Source organism: Streptomyces krungchingensis (assembly GCF_054729265.1).
In genome coordinates, this window is record NZ_JBPUKY010000001.1 from 5,653,012 (window position 1) to 5,675,113 (window position 22,102).

A 22,102-nucleotide genomic window follows, 5' to 3' on the forward strand; every position below is an offset into this window, starting at 1 on the left:
GGCGGACACCCGTACCCCGTGACCGCGGGCGCCGCCGAGGCCGTATCCGCGGACGAGCCGGCACCACGACGGCCGGGGACCGAGCGGTGGAGCCTGCTCGTCCGCCGTGCGGCCGGCCGGTACGGTCCCGTGCTCGCCCTGTACGGGACGCTGAAGCTGACCGGTTTCTGCGTCTTCATGTATCTGCTGCACTCCGCGGGCGACTACCGGACCAAGAACCCCCGTTTCGGCGGCGGCGCCCACCCCTGGGACGTGCTGGCCAGCTGGGACGGCTGGTGGTACCAGCAGATCGCCGCGCACGGGTACGACCCGGCACTCGTCCCCGTCCCCGGAGCCAGGGGACTGATCACCCTCGAAGGCAACTCGGCCGCGTTCTTCCCGCTCTACCCGGCCCTGATGCGGCTCGTCTCCGAGTGCACGGGCCTCGGCCTGTACGGCGCCGGGATGCTGGTGTCGGTCGTCACCTCGTTCGTCGCCGCGCTCGGCATCCACGCGGTCACCGCCCGGATCGGCGGACCCCGCGCCGGGCTCGCCGCGGCCGGACTGTGGGCCGTCTGGCCGGGCTCGGGCACGGAGTGGTCGGGCTACTCGGAGTCCCTGTACGTCGCCCTCGCCGCCTGGGCCTGTCACGCCGTCATGAGCCGCCGCTGGCTCACCGCCGGGTTCCTCACCTGTGCCGCCGGGCTCACCCGTCCCACCGCGACCGCGCTGATCGCCGCCCTCACCGTGGCCGCGCTGCTCGCGCTCGTGCGCCGCCAGGACGGTGTCGCGCGACCGGTCGCCGCCATCGCCGTCGCCCCGCTCGGCCTCGCCGGCTATCTGGCCTGGGTGGGTCACCGAATGGGCGACTGGGGCGGCTACTTCAAGCTCCAGACCGGTGCCTGGGCCCACACCTTCGACTACGGCCGGCACAGCCTCGACGTGTTCGGCTCGGTCGCGGTGGGGCACTTCGACTATCTCTTCGCGTTCCCCTTCGAGGACGTCATCGGCGTCGCCGTCGTCCTGGCGGCCCTGCTGCTGATCCCGCTCCTGATCCGGCTGCGTCCCCCGGTGGTCCTGGTCGTCCACACCGTCCTGACGGTCGCCCTCGTGCTGGGCAGCCAGCAGATATTCGGCAACATCTCCCGCTATCTGCTGCCGGCCTTCCCGCTGTTCATCCCGCTCGCCCTCCACCTGCGCCGCCTCGCGCTGCCCCTCCAGATCACGCTGCTCGGCATCGCCGCGGCGGCGTCGGGGTCGTACGCGGGGTACGTCCTGTTCGAACTCGGCGTCCCGTAGGCCGCGTTCGGGCCGGGGCGGGCGTCCTCAGCCGCCGCCCGTGCCGCCCGCGTCGGCCGTGCCGCCCGTACTGGTGCGCACGGCGTCGAGGTAGTCGGCGACGGCGTCCCTGTTGCGGGACAGACAGCGGATGCGCGCGGTCATGCGGTCGAGTTCGCGCTCCAGCGTGGCGATCGTCTCCGGGGTCGCCTCGGGTATCTCGATCGTCCGGGGCCGCCCGAGGCAGGGCAGGATCTGTTTGATGATCCGGGTCGGCAGCCCGGCGTCGAGCAGCCCCCTGATCTGCAGGACCCGGTCCACGTAGGCCTCGGCGTAGTCCCGGTAGCCGTTGGCGCAACGGCCGGGGACGATCAGTCCCTGCTCCTCGTAGTAGCGCAGCAGCCGGCGAGGGGTGCCGGTGCGCTCGGACAGCTCGCCAATGCGCATGTGACTCACCTCATGACGGACCGGGTTGACCCTCACATCAGTGTGAGGGTTTGACCATACCCGCATGTCGACTTCCCAGCGGAACCTGCCAGTTGAGCCCCACGAGCGGCCCGGGCCCGCGGCTCCGGCCGAGCGTGCCGCCCCTGCCGGTCCCCTCGCGTCATCCGGATCCTCGGTCCGGCCCGGCTCCCCCGTCCGGCCCGGATCCTCGCTCCCGTCCGCGCGGTCCGCGTCGTCCGCCCGCGGCGAGGGCGACCGGCTGCCCCTCTCGCCCCTGCTGGCCCTGGGCACCGCCGCGTTCCTCGGTGTGCTGACCGAGGCGCTGCCCGCGGGGGTGCTGCCCGAGATGGCCGGGGACCTGTCGGTCGGCGAGTCCGCGATGGGGCAGGCGCTCACCGTCTACGCGATCGCCACGGGCGTCTCGGCGATACCCCTGTCCAAGGCGACGGCCGCATGGCGGCGCAAGAGGCTGCTGCTGACGGCGGTGGCGGCCTTCGCCGCCGCCAACACGGTCACGGCCCTCTCGTCCGACTACGCGCTCACCATGGTGTTCCGGTTCGTCGCGGGCATGGCCGCGGCCGTCGTGTGGGCCGAACTGGTCGGCTACGCACGCCGGCTGGCACCGCCCCGGCTGCGGGGCAGGGCGATCGCGATCACCATGGCCGGCATCCCGCTGGCCCTGTCCCTGGGCATCCCCGTGGGGACGTTCCTCGGCGGAGTGTTCGGCTGGCGCCTGACCTTCGGCCTCGTCACCGCGGTCGCCGTCGTCCTGGTCGGGTGGATCGCGGCGGCGGTCCCGGACCACCCCGGGCAGCCGCCGGAGCACCGTGCGCCCGTGCTGGGAGCCCTGCGCCTGCCCGGGGTGGTGCCCGTCCTCTTCGTGGTCGCCACCTATGTGCTGGCCCACAACATCCTCTACACGTACATCGCCACCTTCCTCGACGCGCAGGGCATGGGGGACTCCCGCGACACCGTGCTGCTGGTCTTCGGCATCGCCTCCCTGCTGAGCATCTGGGTCACCGGAGCGTGGGTCGACCGGCGGCTGCGGGCGCTCACCGTGGCGGGCGCCGCCCTGTTCCTGGCCGCCGCCGCGCTGCTCGCGCTGCTCGCCGGTCACACCGCCGTCGTCTATGCCGCCGTGGTCCTGTGGGGCCTCGGCTGGGGCGGCGTCGCCACCCTCCTGCAGACCGCGGTGACCGACGCCGGGGGCGACCGGGGCCAGGCCCTGCTGGTCACCACCTGGAACTCGTTCATGGCCGCCGGCGGGGCCGTGGGCGGTCTGCTGCTCGATCTGCGCGGCGCAGGGGCCTTCCCGTGGAGCGTCCTCGCGCTCCTCGTACCGGCGTTGCTCGTCGTGGCCGGCGCCCGGGCGCACGGCTTCCCCGCCCGGCGGCCGGGCGGGTCGTGAACCCCGCGGCCCGAGCGGCAGCCGCGCCCGGCACGCCGGGCCCGTGGCGCCGTACGTGTGCCGTTCGGCCGTCTCCCGGTGGCGCGGCCGTCCGGGAGACGGCTTGCTTGGTGCCGGGGAACGGCTCAGAGGAGGCGAGCGGCGCATGCAGGCAACGGGCCCGGGGCGACCGCCGTCGGGGCGGACCCCTCAGACCCCGCGGGCGGCCGGGCTCCAGACCCCGCGGGCGGCCGGGCTCGCCGGGATCGTGTTCGCGCTGCTGCTCGCCGCGGCCATCGTGCTGATCCGGCTGGGGATTCCCGAGGGCGCCGACGCGGTCAGCCCCGAGGGGTTCAGCGACTCGGCGCGGCGCACCGCCGTGCGGACGGCCATCGCCCTGGTGCCGTTCGCGGGCATCTTCTTCCTCTGGTTCCTCGGCGCCGTACGGGCCCATGTCGGCGAGGGCGAGGACAAGTTCCTCGCCACCGTCTTCCTCGGCAGCGGACTGGTCTTCACCGCCACCATGTTCGGTGCCGCCGCGGCGGCCGGGGCCGTGCTGTCCACCGCACACCCCGCCGGCCCCACCCCCTCGCTGCCCACCTGGGACTTCGGCCGTCACTTCGCCTACACCCTGATGATCGGGTACGCGATGCGGATGGCGGCGGTCTTCACCTGCTCCCTGTCGGTGATCGGGCACCGCCTCGGCGTCCTGCCCCGCTGGCTCACCGTGCTCGGCTTCCTCACCACCCTGACGCTGCTGTTCGTCTCGTCCAACGTCCCCTGGGCCGAACTGGTCTTCCCCGCCTGGTCGTTGGTCATCGGCGCCTACATCTTCGTGGTGGCGGGCCGCGACGCACGGATCCCCGCGGCGGACTGACGCCGCCGGCCCGGTGTCCTCACCCGATCGGCCACTCCCGGCGGGCGCGGGACCCGCCCGGCTCCCAAGCTGACTTGCGGGAGATGACCGGGACCCCGTCCCCGGGCGAACGCCGAACAGGCGGTGCGCAACGGACCCTGCCGTCGAAAGGTCGAAGCGTCGATGAGGCTTGTCGTCGATCTCAACAAATGTCAGGGATACGCGCAGTGCGCGTTCCTCGCGCCGGACGTCTTCGCCATGCACGGCGAGGAGGCGCTGGTCTACAACCCGCGGGCCGAGGAGGAACAGCGCGAGAAGCTGGCGCGCGCCGTCGCCGCCTGCCCCGTCCAGGCGATCACGGCCGACGGGCTGCACGGCGCCGGGTCCGACGAGGCCGCCCGGGAGTCGTCCGATGCCCACTGACTACCTGGACTGGTTCAGGCGCGAGGGCCGGATCGTGATCGTGGGCGCCTCGCTCGCGGGCCTGCGGGCCGCGGAGACCCTGCGCGCCGAGGGCTTCACCGGTTCCCTCACCATGATCGGCGACGAGCCCTACGAGCCCTACGACCGGCCGCCGTTGTCGAAGGCCGTCCTGCTCGGCAAGGCGTCCGCCCTGCACACCGACCTGCCGCGGCGCCGGGAGATCGACGCGAAGTGGCGCCTCGGTGCCGCCGCGACCGGTCTCGACATGACGGCCAAGCGGGTACGGCTCGCGGACGGGGACGAGGTCGAGTACGACCGGCTGCTGATCGCGACCGGCGTCCGCGCCCGGCCCTGGCCGAAGGAGGCGGAGGCGGACCTCGACGGCGTCTTCGTGCTCCGCACCCGGGACGACGGCGCCGCCCTGTACCGGCGGCTCAAGGCCGGCCCGCGCCGTGTCCTCATCATCGGCGCCGGGTTCGCCGGGTCGGAGATCGCCTCGGCCTGCCGGGAGATGGGCCTCGCGGTCACCGTCGCGGAACGCGCGGGCGCGCCCCTGGTCGGCGCCCTCGGCGGGGTGATCGGCTCGGTGTCCGCGGAGCTGTACCACGAGAACGGCGTCGACCTGCGCACCGGCGTCATGGTCACCGGACTGGAGAGCGACTCGGTGGGCCGGGTGAAGGCCGCCCACCTCTCCGACGAGAGCGTCGTCGAGACGGACCTCGTGGTCGTCTCGCTCGGCTCGATGCGCAACACCGAGTGGCTGACCGGCTCGGGGCTCGGCGCGGGTCCCCGGGGCATCGCCTGCGACGCGGGCTGCCGCGCCTTCGACTTCCGGGGCATCGTCACCGACGACATCTTCGTCGCCGGCGACGTCGCCCGGTCCCCGCACGCGCTGTTCGGCTACCAGTTCCTCTCGCTGGAGCACTGGGGCAACGCCGTGGCCCAGGCCGAGGTCGCCGCGCACAACATGATCAGTCCCAGCGCCGAGCGGCGTCCGCACCTGTGGGTGCCCGCCTTCTGGTCCTCGCAGTTCGGGGTGAACATCAAGTCGGTCGGTGTCCCGCCGATGGGCGAGCAGATCATGATCACGCAGGGCTCGCTGGCCGAGCGCAGGTTCGTCGGGGTCTACGGCTACCAGGGACGCGTCATCGCCGCGGTGAGCTTCGACAACACGCGGTGGCTGGAGTTCTACGAGCGGCAGATCGAGCGGGGCGCGCCGTTCCCCGTGGAGTTCGCGACCGTCGACCGCCGTCCCGAGGGCCGGCAGCCGGTCGACGCCGCGTTCCCCGACCCGTCCCTGCCGACGCACGGCCCGACCGTGACCCTCAGCGGCTACTCGCCGTCCGACCGGCAGCTGGTCTTCACCCCGGCCCGCCACTGACCGGAGTCCCGCCCCCGCTCCACGTCCCCACGGACCCGCACGCCCCCGAGGACCACTCATGTCGCAAGCCCCGCTCCTGCGCCAGATCACCGACTACGCGAACCGCGCCAACCCGTATCCGCTGTACGAGGAGCTCCGCAAGACCCCGGTGCTGCACGAGGAGGAGGGCGGTCCGTACGTCATCAGCTCGTACTGGGACATCGAGAGCCTGCTCCACGACCCGCGGATCAGCTCCGACTTCAACAACCTCGCCGTCGCGAGCGAGGACGAGCTGTCCGGGCCCGAGGCGACGGGGCTGCCGCCGAGCTTCATCCGGCTCGACCCGCCGGAGCACGACCGGCTGCGGCGGATCGCCAACAGCTCCTTCGGCCCCCCGCACCGGCCCACCCGCATCGACTCCATGCGCGGTGAACTCGCCCAGATCGTCACCGACCTGATCGACGGGTTCGGGGACGCGCGGAAGATCGACGTGGTCGACCAGTTCGCGTACCCCTTCCCGGTGACCGTGATCTGCCGGCTGCTCGGCGTGCCGCGCGAGGACGAACCCCGCTTCCGCTCCTGGGTGGACCCGATCGTGGCGGGCCTGGACCCCGACACCCGTACGAGCGCCGAGTCCATGAAGACCGCGCAGGAGGCCCGGCTCCAGCTCGGCATGTACCTGAACGGGCTGGTGGAGCAGCGCGCCAGGGACCCGCGCGAGGACATGCTGTCCGACCTGGTGAACAGTCACGGCCCGGACGGCGCGATGACCACGATGGAAGTGCTCAGCACCGCGGTGCTGCTGCTCATCGCCGGTCACGAGACGACCGTCAACCTGATCACCAACGGCATGCTGACCCTGCTGCGTCACCCGGAGTACCTGCGGCGGCTGCGCGACGACCCGGGCCTGTCCGTGAAGATCGTCGAGGAACTCCTGCGCTACGAACCGCCGGTGCAGCTCGTGCCGCAGCGCACCTGCATCGCGGACATCGAGCTGCGCGGGGTCACCATCCCGAAGGGCTCACGGATCTGGCTCGTCCTCGCCGCGGGCAACCGGGACCCGGAGCGGTTCCACGAGCCCGACCGCTTCGACCCGGACCGCGAGGACATCCAGCACCTGGGCTTCGGCAGCGGGATCCACAGCTGCTTCGGCGCACCGCTGGCCCGCCTGGAGGCCCAGATCGCCCTGGCCGAACTGGCCCGCCGGCTCGACAACCCGCGTCTCGTCGAGGACCCCCCGCCCTACCGCCCGAACGCGGTCCTGCGCGGGCCGCGCCACCTCGAGATCACCTTCGACGCCCTGCGCTGACACGGCCGCCCGGCCGGTTCGCCTCGCGGCCCGGCCGGGCGCGGTCGCGCGGGCGGCGGACGCCACCGCCTTCGGTCCCGGGCCGCCCTACCCCCGACTCGCCTGCGGCATCCGTACGACCGCGACCCCTCCGTCCAGGTCCACCGTCGTGCGGTGGGGCGACCCCCCCCGTCCTCCTCGTCGTCCCGCATCACCAGCGAGGACTGCCGCTGCTTCAGCTCGTCCTGCTTCCCGGGCGACAGGCTCGCGTGCAGCTGCTCGAAACCGGTCGCCGATATCTGCCCCTGCCGCGCCCCCTTGCGCCACGGCAGCAGCCCGGCCCGCCCGGCGGGACTCCCGTGCCGTACGCCCGCTCGGCCCTCACGAGGCGTTCCGGGTGCTGCCCGACGAGCTCCCGCTCCGAACCGTCGTGCGCCCGGTGACGTGCAGGCGCCCGGGGTCCGTGGTGATGTCGAGGAGCGGCGGTGTGCTAGCGCTTCAGAGCGCGGTACCGCCGCAGCAGCGCCGCGATCCTGGCGCTGTCCGCCGCGCCGTTGAGCTCGGTCAGCAGGTCGTCGGGGCACAGCTCGTACAGGTCGCCCCAGAATCGGCGGCCGCGGTTGTCCCAGATCCGGTAGCCGCCCGGCACGCCCCTCGCCACGTAGCGTCTTCTGCTCACGTTCCCCCTGTCTCTCCGGGCCTCCGTGGGCCGGGAGTCGGCAGGATAAGGGGGACGGGGACGCGGACACGACACGATTTCGGCGCGGGCGGCCGGCGCTCCTGACCTGCGGGTGGACGCAGGTCAGGAGCGCCGCGCGGTGCCCGGGACCGGGTGTGCGGACGCATTTCGGTGTCCCTTACAGTTCGTTCACCAATCGGGCGCCTGCTGGGGGCAACAGGCCTCATTCCTAAGGGATCTCATGCGCAAATTCGCCATCGGCGCCGTTCTGTCCGGTGCGCTGGCAGCCGCCGCCGTCGCGGTTCCGTCGGCTCACGCGGACACCGTGGTGGGCGACACCAAGGTGTCGAACGTGGTGGTGAACGGCGGCAAGGACGTCGCCGTCGGCACGACGAACAAGGTGACCTTCAAGGTCACGTTCACGGCCTCCGATCCGGCCGGTGTCACGTCCGGGCAGACGTACCTCTACCACGGCACGTGGAGCGACCCGGACGCCTTCTGGACCCAGGACTCGGACGCGGGCACCACGTGCACGTCGGGAACGACGGTCACCTGCACGTCGACGTACACGATCGTTCCCGAGTACGACCTGCACTACAACGCCCTGGCCGGCACCTGGCACATCGGCGCGTACGCGAAGGCCAAGGACGGCGACTCGGCGAAGAAGACCGACGTCGGCGCGTTCCACGTGCAGCGCTACTCCAAGCTCACGGTCAACGCCTCGCCGGAGCCGGTCGCCAAGGGCAAGGCGATCACCGTCACGGGCAAGCTGTCCCGGGCGAACTGGGAGGACCACCTGTACCACGGGTACACCGGACAGCCCGTCAAACTGCAGTTCCGCAAGGCCGGCAGCAGCACGTACAGCACGGTAAAGACCGTGAACAGCGACAGCTCCGGGAACCTGAGGACCACGGTCACCGCCTCCGCCGACGGCTACTGGCGCTACTACTTCGCGGGCACGAGCACCACGCCCGCGGCCAAGGCCACCGGCGACCACCTCGACGTGAAGTGAACGGGTCTCCCACCGCGGCCCGCTGACCGGGCCGTCGTCGCCGGCGGCGGCACGGCTGCCGGCGACGACGGTGACGGTGACGGGGACCGTCAGGGCTGTCCCGCCCGGGCTCTCCCCTCGGCTCAGGCCCCGTCCTCTTCCTCGGCTCCCGATCCGGCCCCGCTCGCGCGCAGGTGCTCGATGCCGGTGTCGAGCGCCGCCTTCAGGTGGGTGGAGTCGCCCGTGGACATCATGATGGTCACGCCTCCCTGGATGCCCGCCAGCAGCGCGGCGGCCGTGCGGTCCACGTCGAGGGCCGCGGACACCAGGCCGTTCGACTGGAGGGCGCGCATGCCGTGGGCGAGCTCCCGCTGCCACTGGCGCATCAGCTCGGTCACGATCGCCCGTGCTCCCGGGCTGGACCGGCCGACCTGGAGGAACAGGGCGCCCAAGGGGCAGGAGTCGCCCTGGCGTTCGTAGCGTTCCACCACGACGTCCCGCCACCGGCGCCAGGCCTGCCACGAGTCCAGGCATCCCAGGTACGGCTGCTGGTCCTCCAGGACGCGGTCCGCCTCGAACCGGGCCACGGCCAGCAGCAGTTCGCTCTTGCCGTCGGGGAAGTAGTGGAAGAGCTGGCTCTTGCTCGTGCCGGTGCGGCTGCGGATGTCGTCGAGGGTCGTGACGGCGACACCCTGCTCGCGCAGCACCTCCGCGGCCCCCTCGACGATGCGGGCCCGGGTGGCGCGGCCCTTCGCGGTCGGAGCGTCCGACATCGGCCTCCCCTCCTTCCTCGGCTGGACGGCTGTGGACCGACGGGTCCATTTTACGGCGGGAGGGCTCGGCTCTGCGGGTCCGGAGCCGCCCCTTGAGGGCCCCTCCCAGTCTGGACTTGCTGGTCCATTTTCTGCGACGCACAGTGGTCCGCACACCGCGAGACAAGGGAGAGCGCGTCATGGCTGAACGACTGCGGAACAAGACGGCGCTGGTCACGGGCTCGACCAGCAATATCGGGCAGGCGATCGCCGAGGCGTTCGCCGCCGAGGGCGCCCATGTCGTCGTGTCCGGGCGCGATCAAGAACGGGGTACGCAGGTGGTCGAGGGGATCCGGACGGCCGGCGGACGGGCCGTTTTCCTGGCGGCGGACCTCGACGGCAGCGCGGAGGCTTCCCGGGATCTGGCCGACCGGGCCCGCGCGGCCCTGGGCGGGCGGATCGACATCCTGGTGAACAACGCCGGCATCTACCCGGCGCCCGGCACCACCGACACCGACGAGAAGACGTTCGACAAGGTCTACGGGGTCAATGTGAAGGCGCCGTTCTTCCTCACCGCCGCCGTCGCCCCGGCCATGGCGGAGTCCGGCGGCGGGGTGGTCGTCAACCTCGGCTCCTGGATCGCGCGCCTGGCCGTACCCCTCGGCGCGCTCTACAGCTCCACCAAGGGAGCCATGGAGACGCTCACGCGTGCCTGGGCCGCGGAGTTCGGACCGATGGGCGTGCGGGTGAACGCCGTCTCGCCGGGTGTGATCCTGCCCCCGGCCCCGGAGGGCGCCGAGCCGCATCCCGGCGAGATCATGATGAAGGGCACCCCGGCCGGCGGCGTCGGCACGCCGGACGCCGTCGCGCACGCCGTGGTCTGGCTGGCCAGCGACGAGGCGGCCTTCGTGCACGGGACCGTGGTCGACGTCGACGGAGGCAGGACGGGGGTCGCGGTCGTCGCCGCGTAGCGGGGGATACGGGATCCTCGAACCCCGTCCCCCCCATGGCGCCGTACCCCGGTGGCGCGCCGTGGAGCCGTACCCCCGAGGCGCCGCGGCCTGTGGGGGAGGCGCCGACGTTCCACCATCCCGCACGCCGAAGGCCGTCACCCGCACCGGTGACGGCCTTCGGCGCAAACCCTCCCGTGGTGATCAGGGGCAGCTGATCCGGGTGTCGCCCGTGTCCGCCGTGCAGGTGTCCGTGCCGAAGCCGCCGTTGGCGGTGTCGTTGCCGGAGACGTTGTCGACGGCGTCGAGGGTGTCGTTGCCGTAGTTGCCGAGCAGGTTGTCGCTGCCGGGGCCGCCGTTCAGGGTGTCTGTGCCGTAGCCGCCGTCGAGGCGGTCGTTGTCGTAGTTGCCGTACACGGTGTCGTTGCCGAAGCCGGCGTTGACGGTGTCGTTGCCGCCGAGGGCACAGATCACGTCGTTGCCGTAGGTGCCGTTGATGGTGTCGTCGCCGCTGGTGCCGATGATCGTGCAGCCGCGGTTGTTGTTGACGGTGGTCGTCGCCGTGGCGGAGTTGTTGCCGGGGACCGGGTCGGTCTGGGTGGCGCTGATCGTGGCCCGGTCGGAGAGGGTGCCACCGGCCCGCGGCTCGGTGGCGATCTTGACCGTGGCACTCGCTCCGGGGGCGAGGGTGCCCAGGGCGCAGCTCGCCGTGGTCGCGGTCCGGGTGCAGGTGCCCTGGGTGGTGGTCACCGAGGTGATCGACGCGACGGGACCGCCGAGCGTCTCGGACATCTGGACGCCGGTGGCGGAGGCCGTGGTGCTGTTGTTGGTCACGGTCACCGTGTACGTCGGCCGGTCGCCGATGCTGACCGTGGCGGGGCCGGTCTTCTTGACCGCCAGGTCCACCCCGGGCGGGGGCGGCGGTGTGCCGGCGACCTGGTAGCGGGCCAGGGCGAAGTCGGTGTCCGGACCGCCCTGGCCGGCGGCGACGATCTTTCCGTCGGACTGCAGCGCCACGCCGCGGGCCTGGTCGCTGCCGCCGAAGTCGGTGGTCACCCGGCCGCCCGTGCCGAAGCCGCTGTCCGGGCTCCCGTCGGTGCCATACCGCAGGACCGCGAAGTCGCCGCCGGGCCCGTTGTTGCCCGCCACGACGATCCTGCCGTCGGACTGCAGCACCACGTCCTGGGCCCCGCCGCCACCGGGCGTGAGGACCCGGCCCGCGGTGCCGAAGGTGGTGTCCAGGCTGCCGTTCCCGTTGTAGCGGGCCAGTGCGAACCTGCCGCTGCTTCCCCCGGCCGCGAGGATCCTGCCGTCGGACTGGACCGCCAGCCCCTCCACGGACTCGTAGTCGCCGAAATCGGTCCGCTCGATGCCGTCACCGCTGAAACCGGTGTCCAGGGTGCCGTTGGCGTTGTAGCGGATGAGGACGAAATCGAAGCGGGTCGTTCCCACTTCGCCTCCGACGACGATCTTTCCGTCGGGCTGCAACGCGAGGGTGCGGGCATCGCCGCCCTCCTCCAGCGACCCCGGTGACGGGTCGGTGGTCACCATGCCGCCGGTTCCGAAACCAGGGTCCAGGGCGCCGGTGGTCAGGTAGCGGGCCACGGCGGCCCGGCCCCCGGAGTACCCGGCGGCGACGATCTTCCCGTCGGGCTGCAGCGCCACGTCCATGGCCTCGGTCGGGCCGGCGAAGTCGGTGAGCACCCTGCCGTTGGTGCCGAACGACGTGTCCACGCTGCCGTCGGCGTTGTAGCGGGCCAACGTGAACCAGCAGCAGTCCTCGAAGTCCCGCCAGCTGGTGCCCACCACGACGATCTTGCCGTCGGGCTGCACCGCCACCGCGTGGGCCTCGTCGTACTGGCCGTTGTTGATGTCGGTGGTCACCTTGCCGTCGCCGCTGAAACCGGTGTCCGGGGTGCCGTCGGCGTTGTGGCGGGTCACCGCGAAGTCGCCGTCCGACGAGCCGACGGAGACGATCTTGCCGTCGGGCTGCACCTTCACGTCGTCGGCGGAGTCGGTGCCGGCGAAGTCGGTGAGGACCTTGCCGTCGCCGCTGAAGGCGGGGTCCAGGTCGCCGGGGGCGGCGGCCGCGGTGCCGGGCAGGGCGAGGACGAGCGCCAGGCCGGTGGCTGCCACGAGCCCGGCCAGGACCGACTGTGGCCGGCGGCGTCTTCCCCGGTACTCGCCCGGCGCCGGCCGCAGATGAGTGATCAGCATGGGCCGCAGCTTCGCGGCGGACGTACGGCCTTCCGTCCGTCGCTGGGCCGCGTTGCGCTCACTGGACGCCGAAATCCACACCCGGGGGTGAGGACGCGCGCCGACGGCGGTACCGGGGTCCGGCACCCGCAGGGCTTCCGCACACCGCACGGGCGCGTCGGCCGACCGGCAGGAACTCCCCGGCGCACAGGGCAAGTTCGACAAGCCTGCCCGCTTCAGTCACCCGCCCCGGAGTTCTGTGGCGGTCCGCTCCCGGGAGGGCGCCCGAAGCGACCACCCAGCACCCGCCCATGCCTGGTCCGCACCCACCGTCGCCGTACACGGCCGCTCGACGTCACGCTTCGAACGTCATTACAACGAATTCTATTTCCGGCGCAAAAAGATCTTAGAAGACAACCCGTTCGACTCATGACGTGCGGAGCGAGGTGCGGGTGGACATGAATGAAGAAATGCTCTCCTCAACGTTTCCTCTGCGCTAGGGTCACTCATTTGCCGCGCATCTGGAGGAGCGGGAGCGGCGTTAGCGGGATATGACGAAAGCAAGGCCTCATGGCATGCCTCGCTGCGACACGGGGGAGGGTAAGCCGCTCGTGACCCGTGACGCGAAAGCGGAGAAATACGCTTACGTGACTGGTGTGGCAAACTCGGTGTTCGTGCCGCGTAACGCCTTGCGTGAGGGTGACGCGAGAGTCAAAGTACAGGTCGGCGAGTCACTGCTCCGCGAGTTCCTGGTGCTGCTGGAGGCGCTTCAGGAGGAACTGGACCAGCGGTGGAACAGTCAGGAGAAGTTCGACCGTCACGCGGACCGTGCGTAAAGGGGGCGCATTTCTGTGAACCGAGAGTATGCGGATCCCTCCTTTGCTCAGCATGAATGGTATTCCGACGCATACTCATATGGGTCGGGTGCCGGCTGGCACGACACCCCTGTCGATGCCTCACACCCGGCGGACCCCTTGGTGATGCCCCCCGACTCGGGCTGGGATCCGGTCGAGGAACTCGCGTACCTCTTGCAGGAGGCCGTTCCGTCGGAGCCGGCGCCCGTTCCGTCGGAGCCGGTGGCCGTGGTTCCGCCGCCTCGCAGCGAGTCGGCACCCGGCGTCGAATTCAACGACCCGATGGAGAATCTGGCGAAGATCACCGCCCAGCTTCCGCCCATCCGGAAATCGTCTGCGGCGCATCGGAAGATTCGAGTCAGAAGACCCCGAATCCAGTGGCTGCGAACGGGCAGCCTGGTCATCCTCGCCTTCATTGCCGTCATCGTGGCGATGGTCAGCGTCTTCGGCGGCATGGCGGCCTACGCGCCTCTGCAGGGTATTTCGTCCGGCGCGAAGAGCGGGCCGATCCCTCAGTGGCCCATTCTCGTGTACGGCCCCTGGATGGTGGCCTCTCTTTCCATCCTGCGAACCGCCTTGCACCGGCGCCGGGCCATGCACTCATGGTTCATCGTTCTGCTGTTCTCCACCGTGGCGATCACGTTGTGTGTGGCTGAGGCCGACAAGACCCTCACCGGTGTCGCCGGCGCCGCCCTGCCCGCCCTGGCGTCCCTGGCGTGCTTCCAGCAGCTCGTCCGGCAGATCACATTGACCCTGCCGCCGCGGCAGGCGTCACGCCGTCACCGCCAGTAGCGCGGACCCGGCCGGGGCAAGGTCCGGGCGAGGGGCGGAGCCGGCCGCCTCGGACCAGTGGTGGGCGTGGTGACTCAGTCGGTCTGCCGGGGCTCGAAGTGGTGTGCGCGGGCCGGAAGTTCGATGTTCTGTCGGGCATCCGGCGCGCGACGAGTGATCACGGCGGACAGCGAAAAGGCCCGGGTCGGTGACCTGGGCCTCTGTCGTGGAGCGGGTGACGAGAATCGAACTCGCGCTCTCAGCTTGGGAAGCGACGGCGCTTGGGCAGCCGGATGGACCTGTGCTAATTCGGCGTGCTGGCACGGTTGCGCGGGCCTGATCACACCGCTGCTGACCGTAGTTGTCCGCTGTTACGGGCACGCTATGGGCACGGGGCGCGAAGACCGGTGGGCAGAGCGCGTGTACGGAGGGGCGCGGTGTTGGCCGGGGCTCGGTCGGACGTCCGGTTGGGTAACGCCTTCGCGTGTGCACAGAGCTTGGGTGAAGCCCGTTTTACGTCGCAAGGCCGGCGGTCGCGGCATGCTCGGAACGGCCGACGCTCGCCGTTGGTTCATTTGCCGGCTTCGGGGCCGTACCACTGGAGTGCCTGGCCCGTGACGGCGGCGATGCACTCGAAGTCCCGGTCGCGGTGCAGCAGAGTGAGCCCCTGCAGTTCGGCCGTGGCGGCCACCACGAGGTCGACGGTCCCGGCGCTGCGGTGCTGTCCGCGTTGGGTGAGGATCTCCTGGACCTGCCAGGCGCGGTCGTAGGCGCGGTCGTCGACAGGCACCCAGCCGAAGAGCAGGCGCATGTTGTCGATGCCTTGTGCGCGGTCGGCGGCGGAACGTGCGCTGTAGAAGAACTCCAGCTCGGTGATGGGACAGGTGGCGATGAGCCCAGCTGCTGCTGCCTGGTCCCACCCGAACTGCTCAGCGTCGCCGCGCAGCAGGCGAGCAAGCGCGCTGGTGTCGATCAGGTATTGCGCGGCGTTCACCGGCGGTAATTCCCCTTGTCCTCGAAGAGGTCCAGGTCAAACGCACCCTCGGCGGCCGCGGCCCGCAGACGGGTAAGCGCCAGAGCGCGCCGCCGGTTCTCCAGCACTTCGCGCAACGCGGTGTTCACTGTCTCCTTCTTGGTGCTGGTGCCCAGAGCCTGGGCCACCTCCGCTACCAGCTGATCGTCGAGGTCGATCACGGTTCGACTCATCGGCCACCCTCCCTTGATATCATTGCTGCCATCTTTTATATCCTAGGTGATGCGTGGCAGGTCGGTCCAACAGGGCAGGACGATCAGCCAGGCGTCGCGGGGACGAACTCTCCGATGACCGGGCTGACGGGCGGTCGCGCAGGTCGCTGATCGACTGCGCAGATCGGCGAACCGGCCTGACCGGTCACTGGGCTCACATCAGGCGCACCGCCCCGGTACGCCTGATGAAGTCCCATTCGTCGACTTCTCGCGGGGTCATGACGGGAGCGAGTTGCCCGTTCGAACGCCATGGCGGCCTGTTCCAGCTCGGCCCGTGCTGCTGTCTGCGCTGTGACGTGCAGCAGGTCAAGCACTCCGCCGAGCGCGGCCAGCCGGCCCTGGGCCACGCCCTCCTCGCTGTGGGTGAGGTGGTCGAAGATCCGTTCGGTGGCGGCCGTGGCTTGGTTCCATGGGCTGCCCGGCAGGACGGTGACCGGTTCGGGAGTGGTCGTGGTGAGCCGTTTGTGGACCTGCGGGAGGGACAGGTCGCCGGAGAGTGCGTAATCGGCGTACCAGACGGGTTCGCCCTGCTTGTTGACGTCGCCGGGCAGGCTGACGCCATAGCCGGTCACGTCCCCGGACGCTTCGGTCTTGGGCCGCACCGCCAGCCGGCCCTCCCAGCCGAGCCTTGCAGGCCCGGGCCCAGAAGAAGCCAGGGCGCCGGACGCCACATAACCACGATTCTTCCGTTCTCGTCCGGCTTGGGCTTGAGGCTCTGTGAGGGAGGGTACGAACGGGCACCAGGTCGTTCGGCGGAATGTCCTGCTGCTGCCGCCATCCCGTCGATCCGCAAGGTGACGTCCTCGGCCGCGGCATAGGCGAACACGTCCTCCAGGGTCCGCAGCCGGATGCCACAGATGCGCGCCCGGCGTCACACAGTGGTGACGACCTCGTCGTAGGCCAGGCGCGGGCTGCGCGAGAACCAGGCGGCATCTCCGGGTGTGCCGATGTTGACCACGACCAGTACGGAGTGCTCGCCGTCACCGAAGAATTCCTTGTCGATCCCCTCGGCGTCGAATCCCGTCATCGGGCCGGCAGCCAGACCAGCGGCGCGGACGCCGACGATGAAGTAACCGACCTGCAACGCCGCATTGAGCGCAGCGGACCTCTCCCGCACCACGCGTTCGGCGAAGAGCAGGTCCTTGGCCTGCGGGAAGTGCGGGAACTGGGCCGGCAACTCCTCATGGAACTCGTTGTCCGCGGCGAGGATCGCGACCAGCGGGGCGGTGGCGGTCTTCTTCTGGTTGCCCTCGGCGAGATGCGGCACCAGCCGCTGCCGCGCGTCGTCGGAGCGGACCAGGACGATCCGCAGCGGCTGCTGGTTCATCGAGGTGGGGCCGTACTTGACGAGGTCGTAGATGGCCCTCATCTGTTCGTCCGTCACCGGCTCATCGGTGAAGGTATTGGCTGTCCGGGCCTCTCGGAACAGAAGGTCCTGGGCGGCGGGGTGGAGTGCGAGAGACATGACGCATCCCTATTTCGGCAATGGTGGGTGGTGTGCGCGAAAGAGTCGGGCGCTGACGCCCGGCCGATTCACGGCGGTGTTGGTGCGCCTGCGACTCGGCGCGTTCGACGGGGACGCCGCCTGGACCGACGGCTTCGGAAAAACCGGCGTCGACGCGGCCGCGCCCTGCGGTCCGCCGGCATCGCGACCAGCTTCGGGCAGGCGCCGGCCAGGGGCATCGCCTATTCGAGCGATCCTTGCTGCTCGATGGCCAACCGGAGCGTGCCGCAAAGAAAGCGGTCTGGATGAACCCCGCGATCCCTAAGGCTGATGGCCCTTCACCTGGTCGTCCGGGGCGAGCAGCACAGGGTGGTGCGGCGTGATGTCGGAGTGGATGCAGTGGGCTGGACGCGCGGGGCGGGGGGATGGCATGGATGTGTCCGCCCCGTCCGCTGGCAAGGCATGTCTTCCGGGCGTGCGCAGTCACGTGGACGGATGCCGTGAACTCGTCGGCGCGGAGGAAGAGGGCGTGCGCGGCGTGGACGCCTTTCTTCTCCACACGCCGGCTGGCGACGTGTTCGCCGAGCAGTTCACCGCCCTGGAGGCGGTGTAGAGCTGCCGTCGCCGGGACCGACGCCGGTGCCGGCGAATTCGTGTCAGCGATCCAGGATCGGGGCGAGGCCCTGGCCGACGCGATGCACAGGGCGGCAACGCCGACTCCGCTGCCTGTGCGGGCGAGTTGGTGGGCGGCGGAGCCGGCTAGGCGGGCGCCGGACGCGCCGCGCGGGTGGCCGAGCGCGATCGCGCCGCCTTGCGGGTTGAGCGACGATGACGGTGCGCGCGCCGTGGACGAGGTCCATGGCGCCTCCGATCCCGGTGATCATCTTGCCGGGGACGGCCCAGTTGGCCAGGTCCCCGCTCGCGGAGACCTGCATCGCGCCGAGCACGGCGGCGTCGATGTGCCCGCCGCGGATCATGCCGAAGGAGAGCGAGGAGCCGAAGAAGGAAGCGCCGGGCAGGACCGTCACCGTCTCCTTGCCCGCGTTGATCAGGTCCGGGTCGACTTCGTCCTCGGTCGGATGCAGGCCGGTGCCCAGGATGCCGTTCTCCGATTCGAGGATCACCTCGACGCCCGGGGGAAGGTGGTCGGGGATCGAGGTGGGCAGCCCGATGCCGAGATCGACGCACTGGCCGTCCCTCGGCTCGCGTGCCGCCCGTACGGCCATCTCTTCCCGCGTCCACGCCATCAGCTGCTCACCGTCCGCTGCTCGATCTTCTTGTCCGCCGCCTGCTCGGGGGTGAGGGCCACCATCTGCCGTATGGAGATGCCCGGCAGGTGCACCGCGTCAGGGTCGATGTCGCCCGGCTCGACCAGCTCCTCGACCCCGGCGATCGTGACCTTGCCCGCCATGGCGGCCAGCGGGTTGAAGTCGCGGGTGGACTTGCTGAAGGCGAGGTTGCCGTGCGGATCGCCCTTCGCGGCCTGCACCAGCGCGAAGTCGGTGCGGATGCCGCGCTCCAGCACGTACTGGGTGCCGTCGAACTCGCGGACCTCCTTCGGTGGCGAGGCCAGCGCCACGCCGCCCGAGCCGTCGTAACGCCAGGGCAGCCCGCCGTCGGCGACCTGCGTATTCACCCCGGCCGGGGTGTAGAAGGCGGGGATCCCGGCGCCGCCGGCTCGCAGCCTTTCGGCGAGCGTGCTCTGAGGGATCATCTCGACCTCCAGCTCGCCGGCCAGGTACTGCCGGGCGAACTCCTTGTCCGCGCCGATGTACGACCCCGTCACCCGGGCGATCCGCCCGGCCCCGAGCAGCACGGCCAGGCCCGACTCCAGCCCCGCAGTCGTTCGAGACCACGCCGAGCCCCGACACCTCGCGCTCGAACAGGGCCTGGATCAGCACATTCGGCACACCGCTCAACCTGAACCCGCTCACCGCCGACGACGCACCCTCCGGCAGATCCGAAACAGCCTCCGAAGCCGTGGCGACCACCTCATCCATCTTCCTTTATTCGGCCTCTCGCCGATGTGGACCCATCGGACGCCGTCTTTCGTAACGCAACATCAAGAATTCGGTCGGGCTCTCCAATATCGTTGCGGACGTCGTGGGAATTGCGGGAGCGGATTTGCCGCAGACCCGCCCGCCTCCTCGCGTCGCGTCCCACCCGTCAGACACGTGCTTCCACGCTGCAACGCCTGGGCATCCATCGGCATCCCGCAGATGAGGGATATCGCATCCGATCCACAGGCCGCTGGGTCGGTGCACGTCGCGCGAAAAGGGTATTCCGGCGCCGATCCGCGTTATCACTCACAGATCTTATTGACGCACATCATCCGAGTGTCGACGCTTCCCTCCATGAATACAGGAGTGGTAGGACCGAGGAAATTCTCATGAAGACATTCGTGCACCGGGGGCAGATCACCAAGGTGGTCTTCGGCAGCGGTACGCGCAGCCGCATTCCGCAAGAAGCCGATGCTCTCGGATGCCGCCGGGTGCTCATCCTGTGCACCCCTGGTCAAGTGGAGCAGGCGGCCCAGATGCGCGACCTGCTGGGTGCCGCAGCAGCGGGAACTTTCGCCGAAGCGGCTGCGCACACCCCGGTCGACGTCACGGAGAAGGCGGTCGCGTATGCCAGAACCGTGGGAGCTGACTCCGTGCTCGCCCTCGGCGGTGGATCGACCATCGGCCTGGGCAAGGCCATCGCAGTACGGACCGGTCTTCGGCAGCTGGCGCTACCCACCACCTACGCGGGCTCGGAGATGACGCCGATCCTCGGAGAGACCGAAGGCCGCAGGAAGACGACCCGACGGCTGCCGGAAGTGATGCTCAACACGGTGGTGTACGACGTCGACCTGACGCTCACACTTCCCATGGCGACATCGGTGGTCAGCGGCATCAACGCCATGGCGCATGCCGTCGAGGCCCTCTACGCACAGGACCGGGACCCGGTCGCCTTCCTGATGGCCGGTGAAGCACTCGACTCCCTCATCCGATCCCTTCCGGTCGTCGCGCGGCGTCCGGACGACGTAGCGGCGCGGGCGGATGCGTTGTACGGGGCGTGGCTGGCGGGCACGTGCCTCGGCACGGTGGGCATGGCCCTGCATCACAAGGTGTGCCATGTGCTGGGTGGCACGTTCGGGCTTCCACACGCAGAAACCCATGCCGTTGTCCTGCCGCACGTGGTCGCCCACAACGGGCCGGCGGCCCCGGAGGCCATGGCGCGCATCGCGCAGGCGCTGCGGGGGGAAGAGGCCGCGAGCGGTCTCTTCGACTTCGCCGGGAGGCTCGGCGCCCCCCGGGCGCTGCGGGACCTCGGCATGCCGGAATCGGGGATCGAGCAGGCGGCCGAACTCGTCATGAGGGACGGCTACTGGAATCCGCGACCAGTGGACCGGATCGCTGTCCGCGCCCTGCTGACCCGCGCCTGGGCCGGGGAAGCGCCGTCGGCCTCACCGGGCAACGAAGATCCTCGATCCGACTCCGTCATCGAAGCCTCGACCACAACGGGAGCACGCCATGCGTGATCTGACCAGCGACACCATCACCGAGGCCGTGATCTCGACCATGCGGGACACCAAGGACTCCCGCCTCGCGGAGATCATGGAATCGCTGGTGCGGCACGTCCACGCCTTCGTCCGTGACGTGGAACTGACGGAGGAGGAGTGGGCCCAGGGAGTGGACTTCCTGACTCGCACCGGGCAGATGTGCACCCCGACGCGCCAGGAGTTCATCCTGCTGTCCGACGTGCTCGGTGTCACCATGCTCGTCGACGCCCTGAGCAATCGACGCCCTGCCGAAGCCACACAGAACAGCGTCCTCGGCCCCTTCTTCAGGGACGACAGGCCGCAGCCTCCCGACGCCGCCGACATCTCCGGAGGATTGCCCGGTACCCCGCTGTTCTTCGAGGGACGAGTCGTCGACCGTGAGGGAGCGCCAGTGGCCGGCGCGGCGGTGGACGTGTGGCACAGCGACGCGGAGGGCCACTACGACGTGGATGTGCCCGGCCGGGTCGACCCGGCCATGCGTGCGCTGTTCCGGACCGAGGAGACAGGACACTTCAGCTTCCGTTCCATCCGCCCATCCAGCTACCCGATACCCGGTGACGGCCCGGTCGGCGAGATCATGGGCGCGACCGGCCGGTCGCTCATGCGTCCCGCCCATGTGCACCTGCTGATCGAGGCTCCGGGATTCCAGCGCGTGACCACCATGCTGTTCCCTTCGGACGACCCGTATCTGGATGCGGATCCGGTGTTCGGGGTCAAGGACTCGCTGGTCGCGTCCTATGACACGTACGCGGCCGACTCCGGGCCCAGGCGCGGGCCGACCGACCAGCCGTACACGGTGCTGCGCCACACCTTCGTCCTCGAACTCCTCCCCGCGGACTGAAGCGTCACCCCCGCCGCGTAAGCAGTCGGCTGTCTGCACGCCATGAACGAGGGCCGGCGCGCGACTTGACCCGGAACTCGGCGAAGCACGATCCGGTTACCGCGCGCCGACCTCGCGTACGTCACAGGGCAGCCGCCTGCCTTCCCACCCCGCTCGAACGATCAAGCCCGCCAACGCACCTAGCAGGACGGTGAGTTCATCCAGCGCCCTGCGCAACAAAGGTTGACGCCCTTCCCGACTTTCACGGAGGTCCTGCGATGACTGAAACCCTTGACATGACCGTCGATTTCCGAGCCACGATGAGCCGGCTCGCCACGGGTGTCAGCGTGATCACCACGTGCTCCGGAAGCACGCCCATCGGCATGACGGCGAGTGCCGTGTCCGCCCTCTCCCTGGACCCGCTCCAGCTGCTCGTCTGCATCGGCAACCACCTGTACACGCGGACCGCGATCGCGGAACACGGCCGCTTCGCCGTCAATGTCCTGGGCGAGGACAGCGAGCACCTGGCGCGGAACTTCGCCGTTTCCAAAGCGGACAAGTTCGCGGGCGTCGAGACCTTCGACGACCACGGCGTGCCGGTGTTGAAGGACGCCATCGCGGCTGTCGTGTGCGACGTCGCCGAGGCGCTTCCAGGTGGCGATCACACCATCTTCGTGGGTGACGTCCGCCAGTGGGCACACAAGGCAAACTGCCGGCCGCTGGTCCACTTCGCGGGCGGCTTCGGCACGCTCAGGGCTGCGCACTAGCCCCGGCGGCAGCGGTCCGAACCAGGCCGCCTGGCCCGTGGCCGGCCGGCCACCGCCCCCGATGTCCGGCT

The 22,102-nt window shown here is 70.4% G+C and carries 22 protein-coding genes and 3 pseudogenes; 13 read left to right on the top strand and 12 right to left on the bottom strand.

Going from position 1 to position 22,102, the window contains the following annotated elements:
• Positions 1–93: 93 nt before the first annotated feature.
• Positions 94–1,278 (top strand): hypothetical protein, encoded by a 1,185-nt coding sequence (locus tag ACSYGO_RS24915; protein WP_426677214.1) that lies wholly within the window; start codon positions 94–96, stop codon positions 1,276–1,278.
• A gap of 27 nt (positions 1,279–1,305) precedes the next feature.
• Here the strand turns inward: ACSYGO_RS24915 and ACSYGO_RS24920 are convergent, their stop codons facing one another.
• Positions 1,306–1,704: a MerR family transcriptional regulator gene (locus ACSYGO_RS24920; RefSeq protein WP_460387691.1), complete on the bottom strand. Its 399-nt coding sequence runs from the start codon at positions 1,702–1,704 to the stop codon at positions 1,306–1,308.
• A gap of 64 nt (positions 1,705–1,768) precedes the next feature.
• Between ACSYGO_RS24920 and ACSYGO_RS24925 the strand changes: the two genes are divergently transcribed.
• From ACSYGO_RS24925 to ACSYGO_RS24945, 5 genes are all read left to right on the top strand, one after another.
• Positions 1,769–3,112, top strand: a complete 1,344-nt coding sequence (locus tag ACSYGO_RS24925; protein WP_460387692.1) for an MFS transporter — start codon at positions 1,769–1,771, stop codon at positions 3,110–3,112.
• A gap of 145 nt (positions 3,113–3,257) precedes the next feature.
• Positions 3,258–3,968: a hypothetical protein gene (locus ACSYGO_RS24930; protein WP_426676961.1), complete on the top strand. Its 711-nt coding sequence runs from the start codon at positions 3,258–3,260 to the stop codon at positions 3,966–3,968.
• A 162-nt stretch (positions 3,969–4,130) separates the two neighbouring features.
• Positions 4,131–4,370: a ferredoxin gene (locus ACSYGO_RS24935; RefSeq protein ID WP_460387694.1), complete on the top strand. Its 240-nt coding sequence runs from the start codon at positions 4,131–4,133 to the stop codon at positions 4,368–4,370.
• On the top strand, positions 4,360–5,751 hold the full coding sequence (locus tag ACSYGO_RS24940; protein WP_460387696.1) for an NAD(P)/FAD-dependent oxidoreductase: 1,392 nt from the start codon (positions 4,360–4,362) through the stop codon (positions 5,749–5,751). Before ACSYGO_RS24935 ends, ACSYGO_RS24940 begins: the two co-directional genes overlap by 11 nt.
• Positions 5,752–5,809: 58 nt before the next feature.
• Positions 5,810–7,039, top strand: coding sequence for a cytochrome P450 (locus tag ACSYGO_RS24945; protein WP_426676958.1), 1,230 nt, complete (start codon positions 5,810–5,812; stop codon positions 7,037–7,039).
• A gap of 87 nt (positions 7,040–7,126) precedes the next feature.
• On the opposite strand, the pseudogene ACSYGO_RS24950 reads toward ACSYGO_RS24945, so the two are convergent.
• Together ACSYGO_RS24950 and ACSYGO_RS24955 are read right to left on the bottom strand one after the other, a co-directional pair.
• Positions 7,127–7,368 (bottom strand): annotated as a pseudogene (locus tag ACSYGO_RS24950) (DUF6191 domain-containing protein); the annotation flags it as partial.
• Positions 7,369–7,508: 140 nt separating this feature from the next.
• The gene (locus ACSYGO_RS24955; RefSeq protein WP_426676956.1) at positions 7,509–7,697 is read right to left on the bottom strand and encodes a hypothetical protein; all 189 of its coding nucleotides are present in this window, start codon (positions 7,695–7,697) and stop codon (positions 7,509–7,511) included.
• A gap of 241 nt (positions 7,698–7,938) precedes the next feature.
• Here ACSYGO_RS24955 and ACSYGO_RS24960 point away from each other — a divergent pair, with 241 nt between their 5' ends.
• Positions 7,939–8,709: a calcium-binding protein gene (locus ACSYGO_RS24960; RefSeq protein WP_460387698.1), complete on the top strand. Its 771-nt coding sequence runs from the start codon at positions 7,939–7,941 to the stop codon at positions 8,707–8,709.
• A gap of 122 nt (positions 8,710–8,831) precedes the next feature.
• On the opposite strand, the gene ACSYGO_RS24965 is transcribed toward ACSYGO_RS24960, so the two are convergent.
• Entirely contained in the window at positions 8,832–9,461 is a 630-nt protein-coding gene (locus tag ACSYGO_RS24965; RefSeq protein WP_432190196.1) for a TetR/AcrR family transcriptional regulator, read from the bottom strand.
• Positions 9,462–9,640: 179 nt separating this feature from the next.
• Here ACSYGO_RS24965 and ACSYGO_RS24970 point away from each other — a divergent pair, with 179 nt between their 5' ends.
• Positions 9,641–10,411, top strand: coding sequence for an SDR family NAD(P)-dependent oxidoreductase (locus tag ACSYGO_RS24970; protein ID WP_460387700.1), 771 nt, complete (start codon positions 9,641–9,643; stop codon positions 10,409–10,411).
• Positions 10,412–10,594: 183 nt separating this feature from the next.
• On the opposite strand, the gene ACSYGO_RS24975 is transcribed toward ACSYGO_RS24970, so the two are convergent.
• Complete coding sequence (locus tag ACSYGO_RS24975) at positions 10,595–12,607, bottom strand: calcium-binding protein (protein ID WP_460387701.1); 2,013 nt, start codon at positions 12,605–12,607, stop codon at positions 10,595–10,597.
• Between the two features lie 626 nt (positions 12,608–13,233).
• On the opposite strand from ACSYGO_RS24975, the gene ACSYGO_RS24980 reads away from it, so the two are divergent.
• Together ACSYGO_RS24980 and ACSYGO_RS24985 are read left to right on the top strand one after the other, a co-directional pair.
• Entirely contained in the window at positions 13,234–13,422 is a 189-nt protein-coding gene (locus tag ACSYGO_RS24980; RefSeq protein ID WP_426676951.1) for a hypothetical protein, read from the top strand.
• A 144-nt stretch (positions 13,423–13,566) separates the two neighbouring features.
• Positions 13,567–14,232 (top strand): DUF2637 domain-containing protein, encoded by a 666-nt coding sequence (locus tag ACSYGO_RS24985; RefSeq protein WP_460387702.1) that lies wholly within the window; start codon positions 13,567–13,569, stop codon positions 14,230–14,232.
• Between the two features lie 550 nt (positions 14,233–14,782).
• On the opposite strand, the gene ACSYGO_RS24990 is transcribed toward ACSYGO_RS24985, so the two are convergent.
• The 7 genes and pseudogenes from ACSYGO_RS24990 to ACSYGO_RS25020 form a co-directional block, all read right to left on the bottom strand.
• Positions 14,783–15,205: a PIN domain nuclease gene (locus tag ACSYGO_RS24990; protein WP_426676949.1), complete on the bottom strand. Its 423-nt coding sequence runs from the start codon at positions 15,203–15,205 to the stop codon at positions 14,783–14,785.
• Entirely contained in the window at positions 15,202–15,417 is a 216-nt protein-coding gene (locus tag ACSYGO_RS24995) for a type II toxin-antitoxin system VapB family antitoxin (RefSeq protein ID WP_359489255.1), read from the bottom strand. Before ACSYGO_RS24995 ends, ACSYGO_RS24990 begins: the two co-directional genes overlap by 4 nt.
• A gap of 83 nt (positions 15,418–15,500) precedes the next feature.
• On the bottom strand, positions 15,501–16,058 hold the full coding sequence (locus ACSYGO_RS25000) for a hypothetical protein (protein WP_460387704.1): 558 nt from the start codon (positions 16,056–16,058) through the stop codon (positions 15,501–15,503).
• Positions 16,059–16,327: 269 nt separating this feature from the next.
• Positions 16,328–16,921: a malonic semialdehyde reductase gene (locus ACSYGO_RS25005; protein ID WP_426676947.1), complete on the bottom strand. Its 594-nt coding sequence runs from the start codon at positions 16,919–16,921 to the stop codon at positions 16,328–16,330.
• Positions 16,845–17,675, bottom strand: a pseudogene (locus tag ACSYGO_RS25010) (hypothetical protein); the annotation flags it as partial. The gene ACSYGO_RS25005 and the pseudogene ACSYGO_RS25010, both read right to left, overlap by 77 nt.
• A complete protein-coding gene (locus ACSYGO_RS25015; RefSeq protein ID WP_426676946.1) occupies positions 17,557–18,147 on the bottom strand; it encodes a CoA-transferase in 591 nt (196 codons plus the stop codon). The gene ACSYGO_RS25015 and the pseudogene ACSYGO_RS25010, both read right to left, overlap by 119 nt.
• A gap of 113 nt (positions 18,148–18,260) precedes the next feature.
• Positions 18,261–18,900, bottom strand: a pseudogene (locus tag ACSYGO_RS25020) (CoA transferase subunit A); the annotation flags it as partial.
• A 401-nt stretch (positions 18,901–19,301) separates the two neighbouring features.
• Between ACSYGO_RS25020 and ACSYGO_RS25025 the strand changes: the two are divergent.
• The 3 genes from ACSYGO_RS25025 (at position 19,302) to ACSYGO_RS25035 (ending at position 22,031) form a co-directional block, all read left to right on the top strand.
• Positions 19,302–20,423: a maleylacetate reductase gene (locus ACSYGO_RS25025; protein ID WP_426676945.1), complete on the top strand. Its 1,122-nt coding sequence runs from the start codon at positions 19,302–19,304 to the stop codon at positions 20,421–20,423.
• Entirely contained in the window at positions 20,416–21,285 is an 870-nt protein-coding gene (locus ACSYGO_RS25030; RefSeq protein WP_426676944.1) for a dioxygenase family protein, read from the top strand. Before ACSYGO_RS25025 ends, ACSYGO_RS25030 begins: the two co-directional genes overlap by 8 nt.
• Positions 21,286–21,542: 257 nt before the next feature.
• Positions 21,543–22,031 (top strand): flavin reductase family protein, encoded by a 489-nt coding sequence (locus ACSYGO_RS25035; RefSeq protein ID WP_356119794.1) that lies wholly within the window; start codon positions 21,543–21,545, stop codon positions 22,029–22,031.
• Positions 22,032–22,102: the final 71 nt, after the last annotated feature.

What these genes read in the sequence shown, in the direction of transcription:
- ACSYGO_RS24920 (WP_460387691.1), bottom strand. Translation starts at nt 1,704, where the DNA reads ATGCGCATTGGCGAGCTGTCCGAGCGCACCGGCACCCCTCGCCGGCTG.
- ACSYGO_RS24925 (WP_460387692.1), top strand. Translation starts at nt 1,769, where the DNA reads ATGTCGACTTCCCAGCGGAACCTGCCAGTTGAGCCCCACGAGCGGCCC.
- ACSYGO_RS24930 (WP_426676961.1), top strand. Translation starts at nt 3,258, where the DNA reads ATGCAGGCAACGGGCCCGGGGCGACCGCCGTCGGGGCGGACCCCTCAG.
- ACSYGO_RS24935 (WP_460387694.1), top strand. Translation starts at nt 4,131, where the DNA reads ATGAGGCTTGTCGTCGATCTCAACAAATGTCAGGGATACGCGCAGTGC.
- ACSYGO_RS24940 (WP_460387696.1), top strand. Translation starts at nt 4,360, where the DNA reads ATGCCCACTGACTACCTGGACTGGTTCAGGCGCGAGGGCCGGATCGTG.
- ACSYGO_RS24945 (WP_426676958.1), top strand. Translation starts at nt 5,810, where the DNA reads ATGTCGCAAGCCCCGCTCCTGCGCCAGATCACCGACTACGCGAACCGC.
- ACSYGO_RS24960 (WP_460387698.1), top strand. Translation starts at nt 7,939, where the DNA reads ATGCGCAAATTCGCCATCGGCGCCGTTCTGTCCGGTGCGCTGGCAGCC.
- ACSYGO_RS24965 (WP_432190196.1), bottom strand. Translation starts at nt 9,461, where the DNA reads ATGTCGGACGCTCCGACCGCGAAGGGCCGCGCCACCCGGGCCCGCATC.
- ACSYGO_RS24970 (WP_460387700.1), top strand. Translation starts at nt 9,641, where the DNA reads ATGGCTGAACGACTGCGGAACAAGACGGCGCTGGTCACGGGCTCGACC.
- ACSYGO_RS24975 (WP_460387701.1), bottom strand. Translation starts at nt 12,607, where the DNA reads ATGCTGATCACTCATCTGCGGCCGGCGCCGGGCGAGTACCGGGGAAGA.
- ACSYGO_RS24985 (WP_460387702.1), top strand. Translation starts at nt 13,567, where the DNA reads ATGCCCCCCGACTCGGGCTGGGATCCGGTCGAGGAACTCGCGTACCTC.
- ACSYGO_RS24995 (WP_359489255.1), bottom strand. Translation starts at nt 15,417, where the DNA reads ATGAGTCGAACCGTGATCGACCTCGACGATCAGCTGGTAGCGGAGGTG.
- ACSYGO_RS25005 (WP_426676947.1), bottom strand. Translation starts at nt 16,921, where the DNA reads ATGTCTCTCGCACTCCACCCCGCCGCCCAGGACCTTCTGTTCCGAGAG.
- ACSYGO_RS25015 (WP_426676946.1), bottom strand. Translation starts at nt 18,147, where the DNA reads ATGGCGTGGACGCGGGAAGAGATGGCCGTACGGGCGGCACGCGAGCCG.
- ACSYGO_RS25030 (WP_426676944.1), top strand. Translation starts at nt 20,416, where the DNA reads ATGCGTGATCTGACCAGCGACACCATCACCGAGGCCGTGATCTCGACC.
- ACSYGO_RS25035 (WP_356119794.1), top strand. Translation starts at nt 21,543, where the DNA reads ATGACTGAAACCCTTGACATGACCGTCGATTTCCGAGCCACGATGAGC.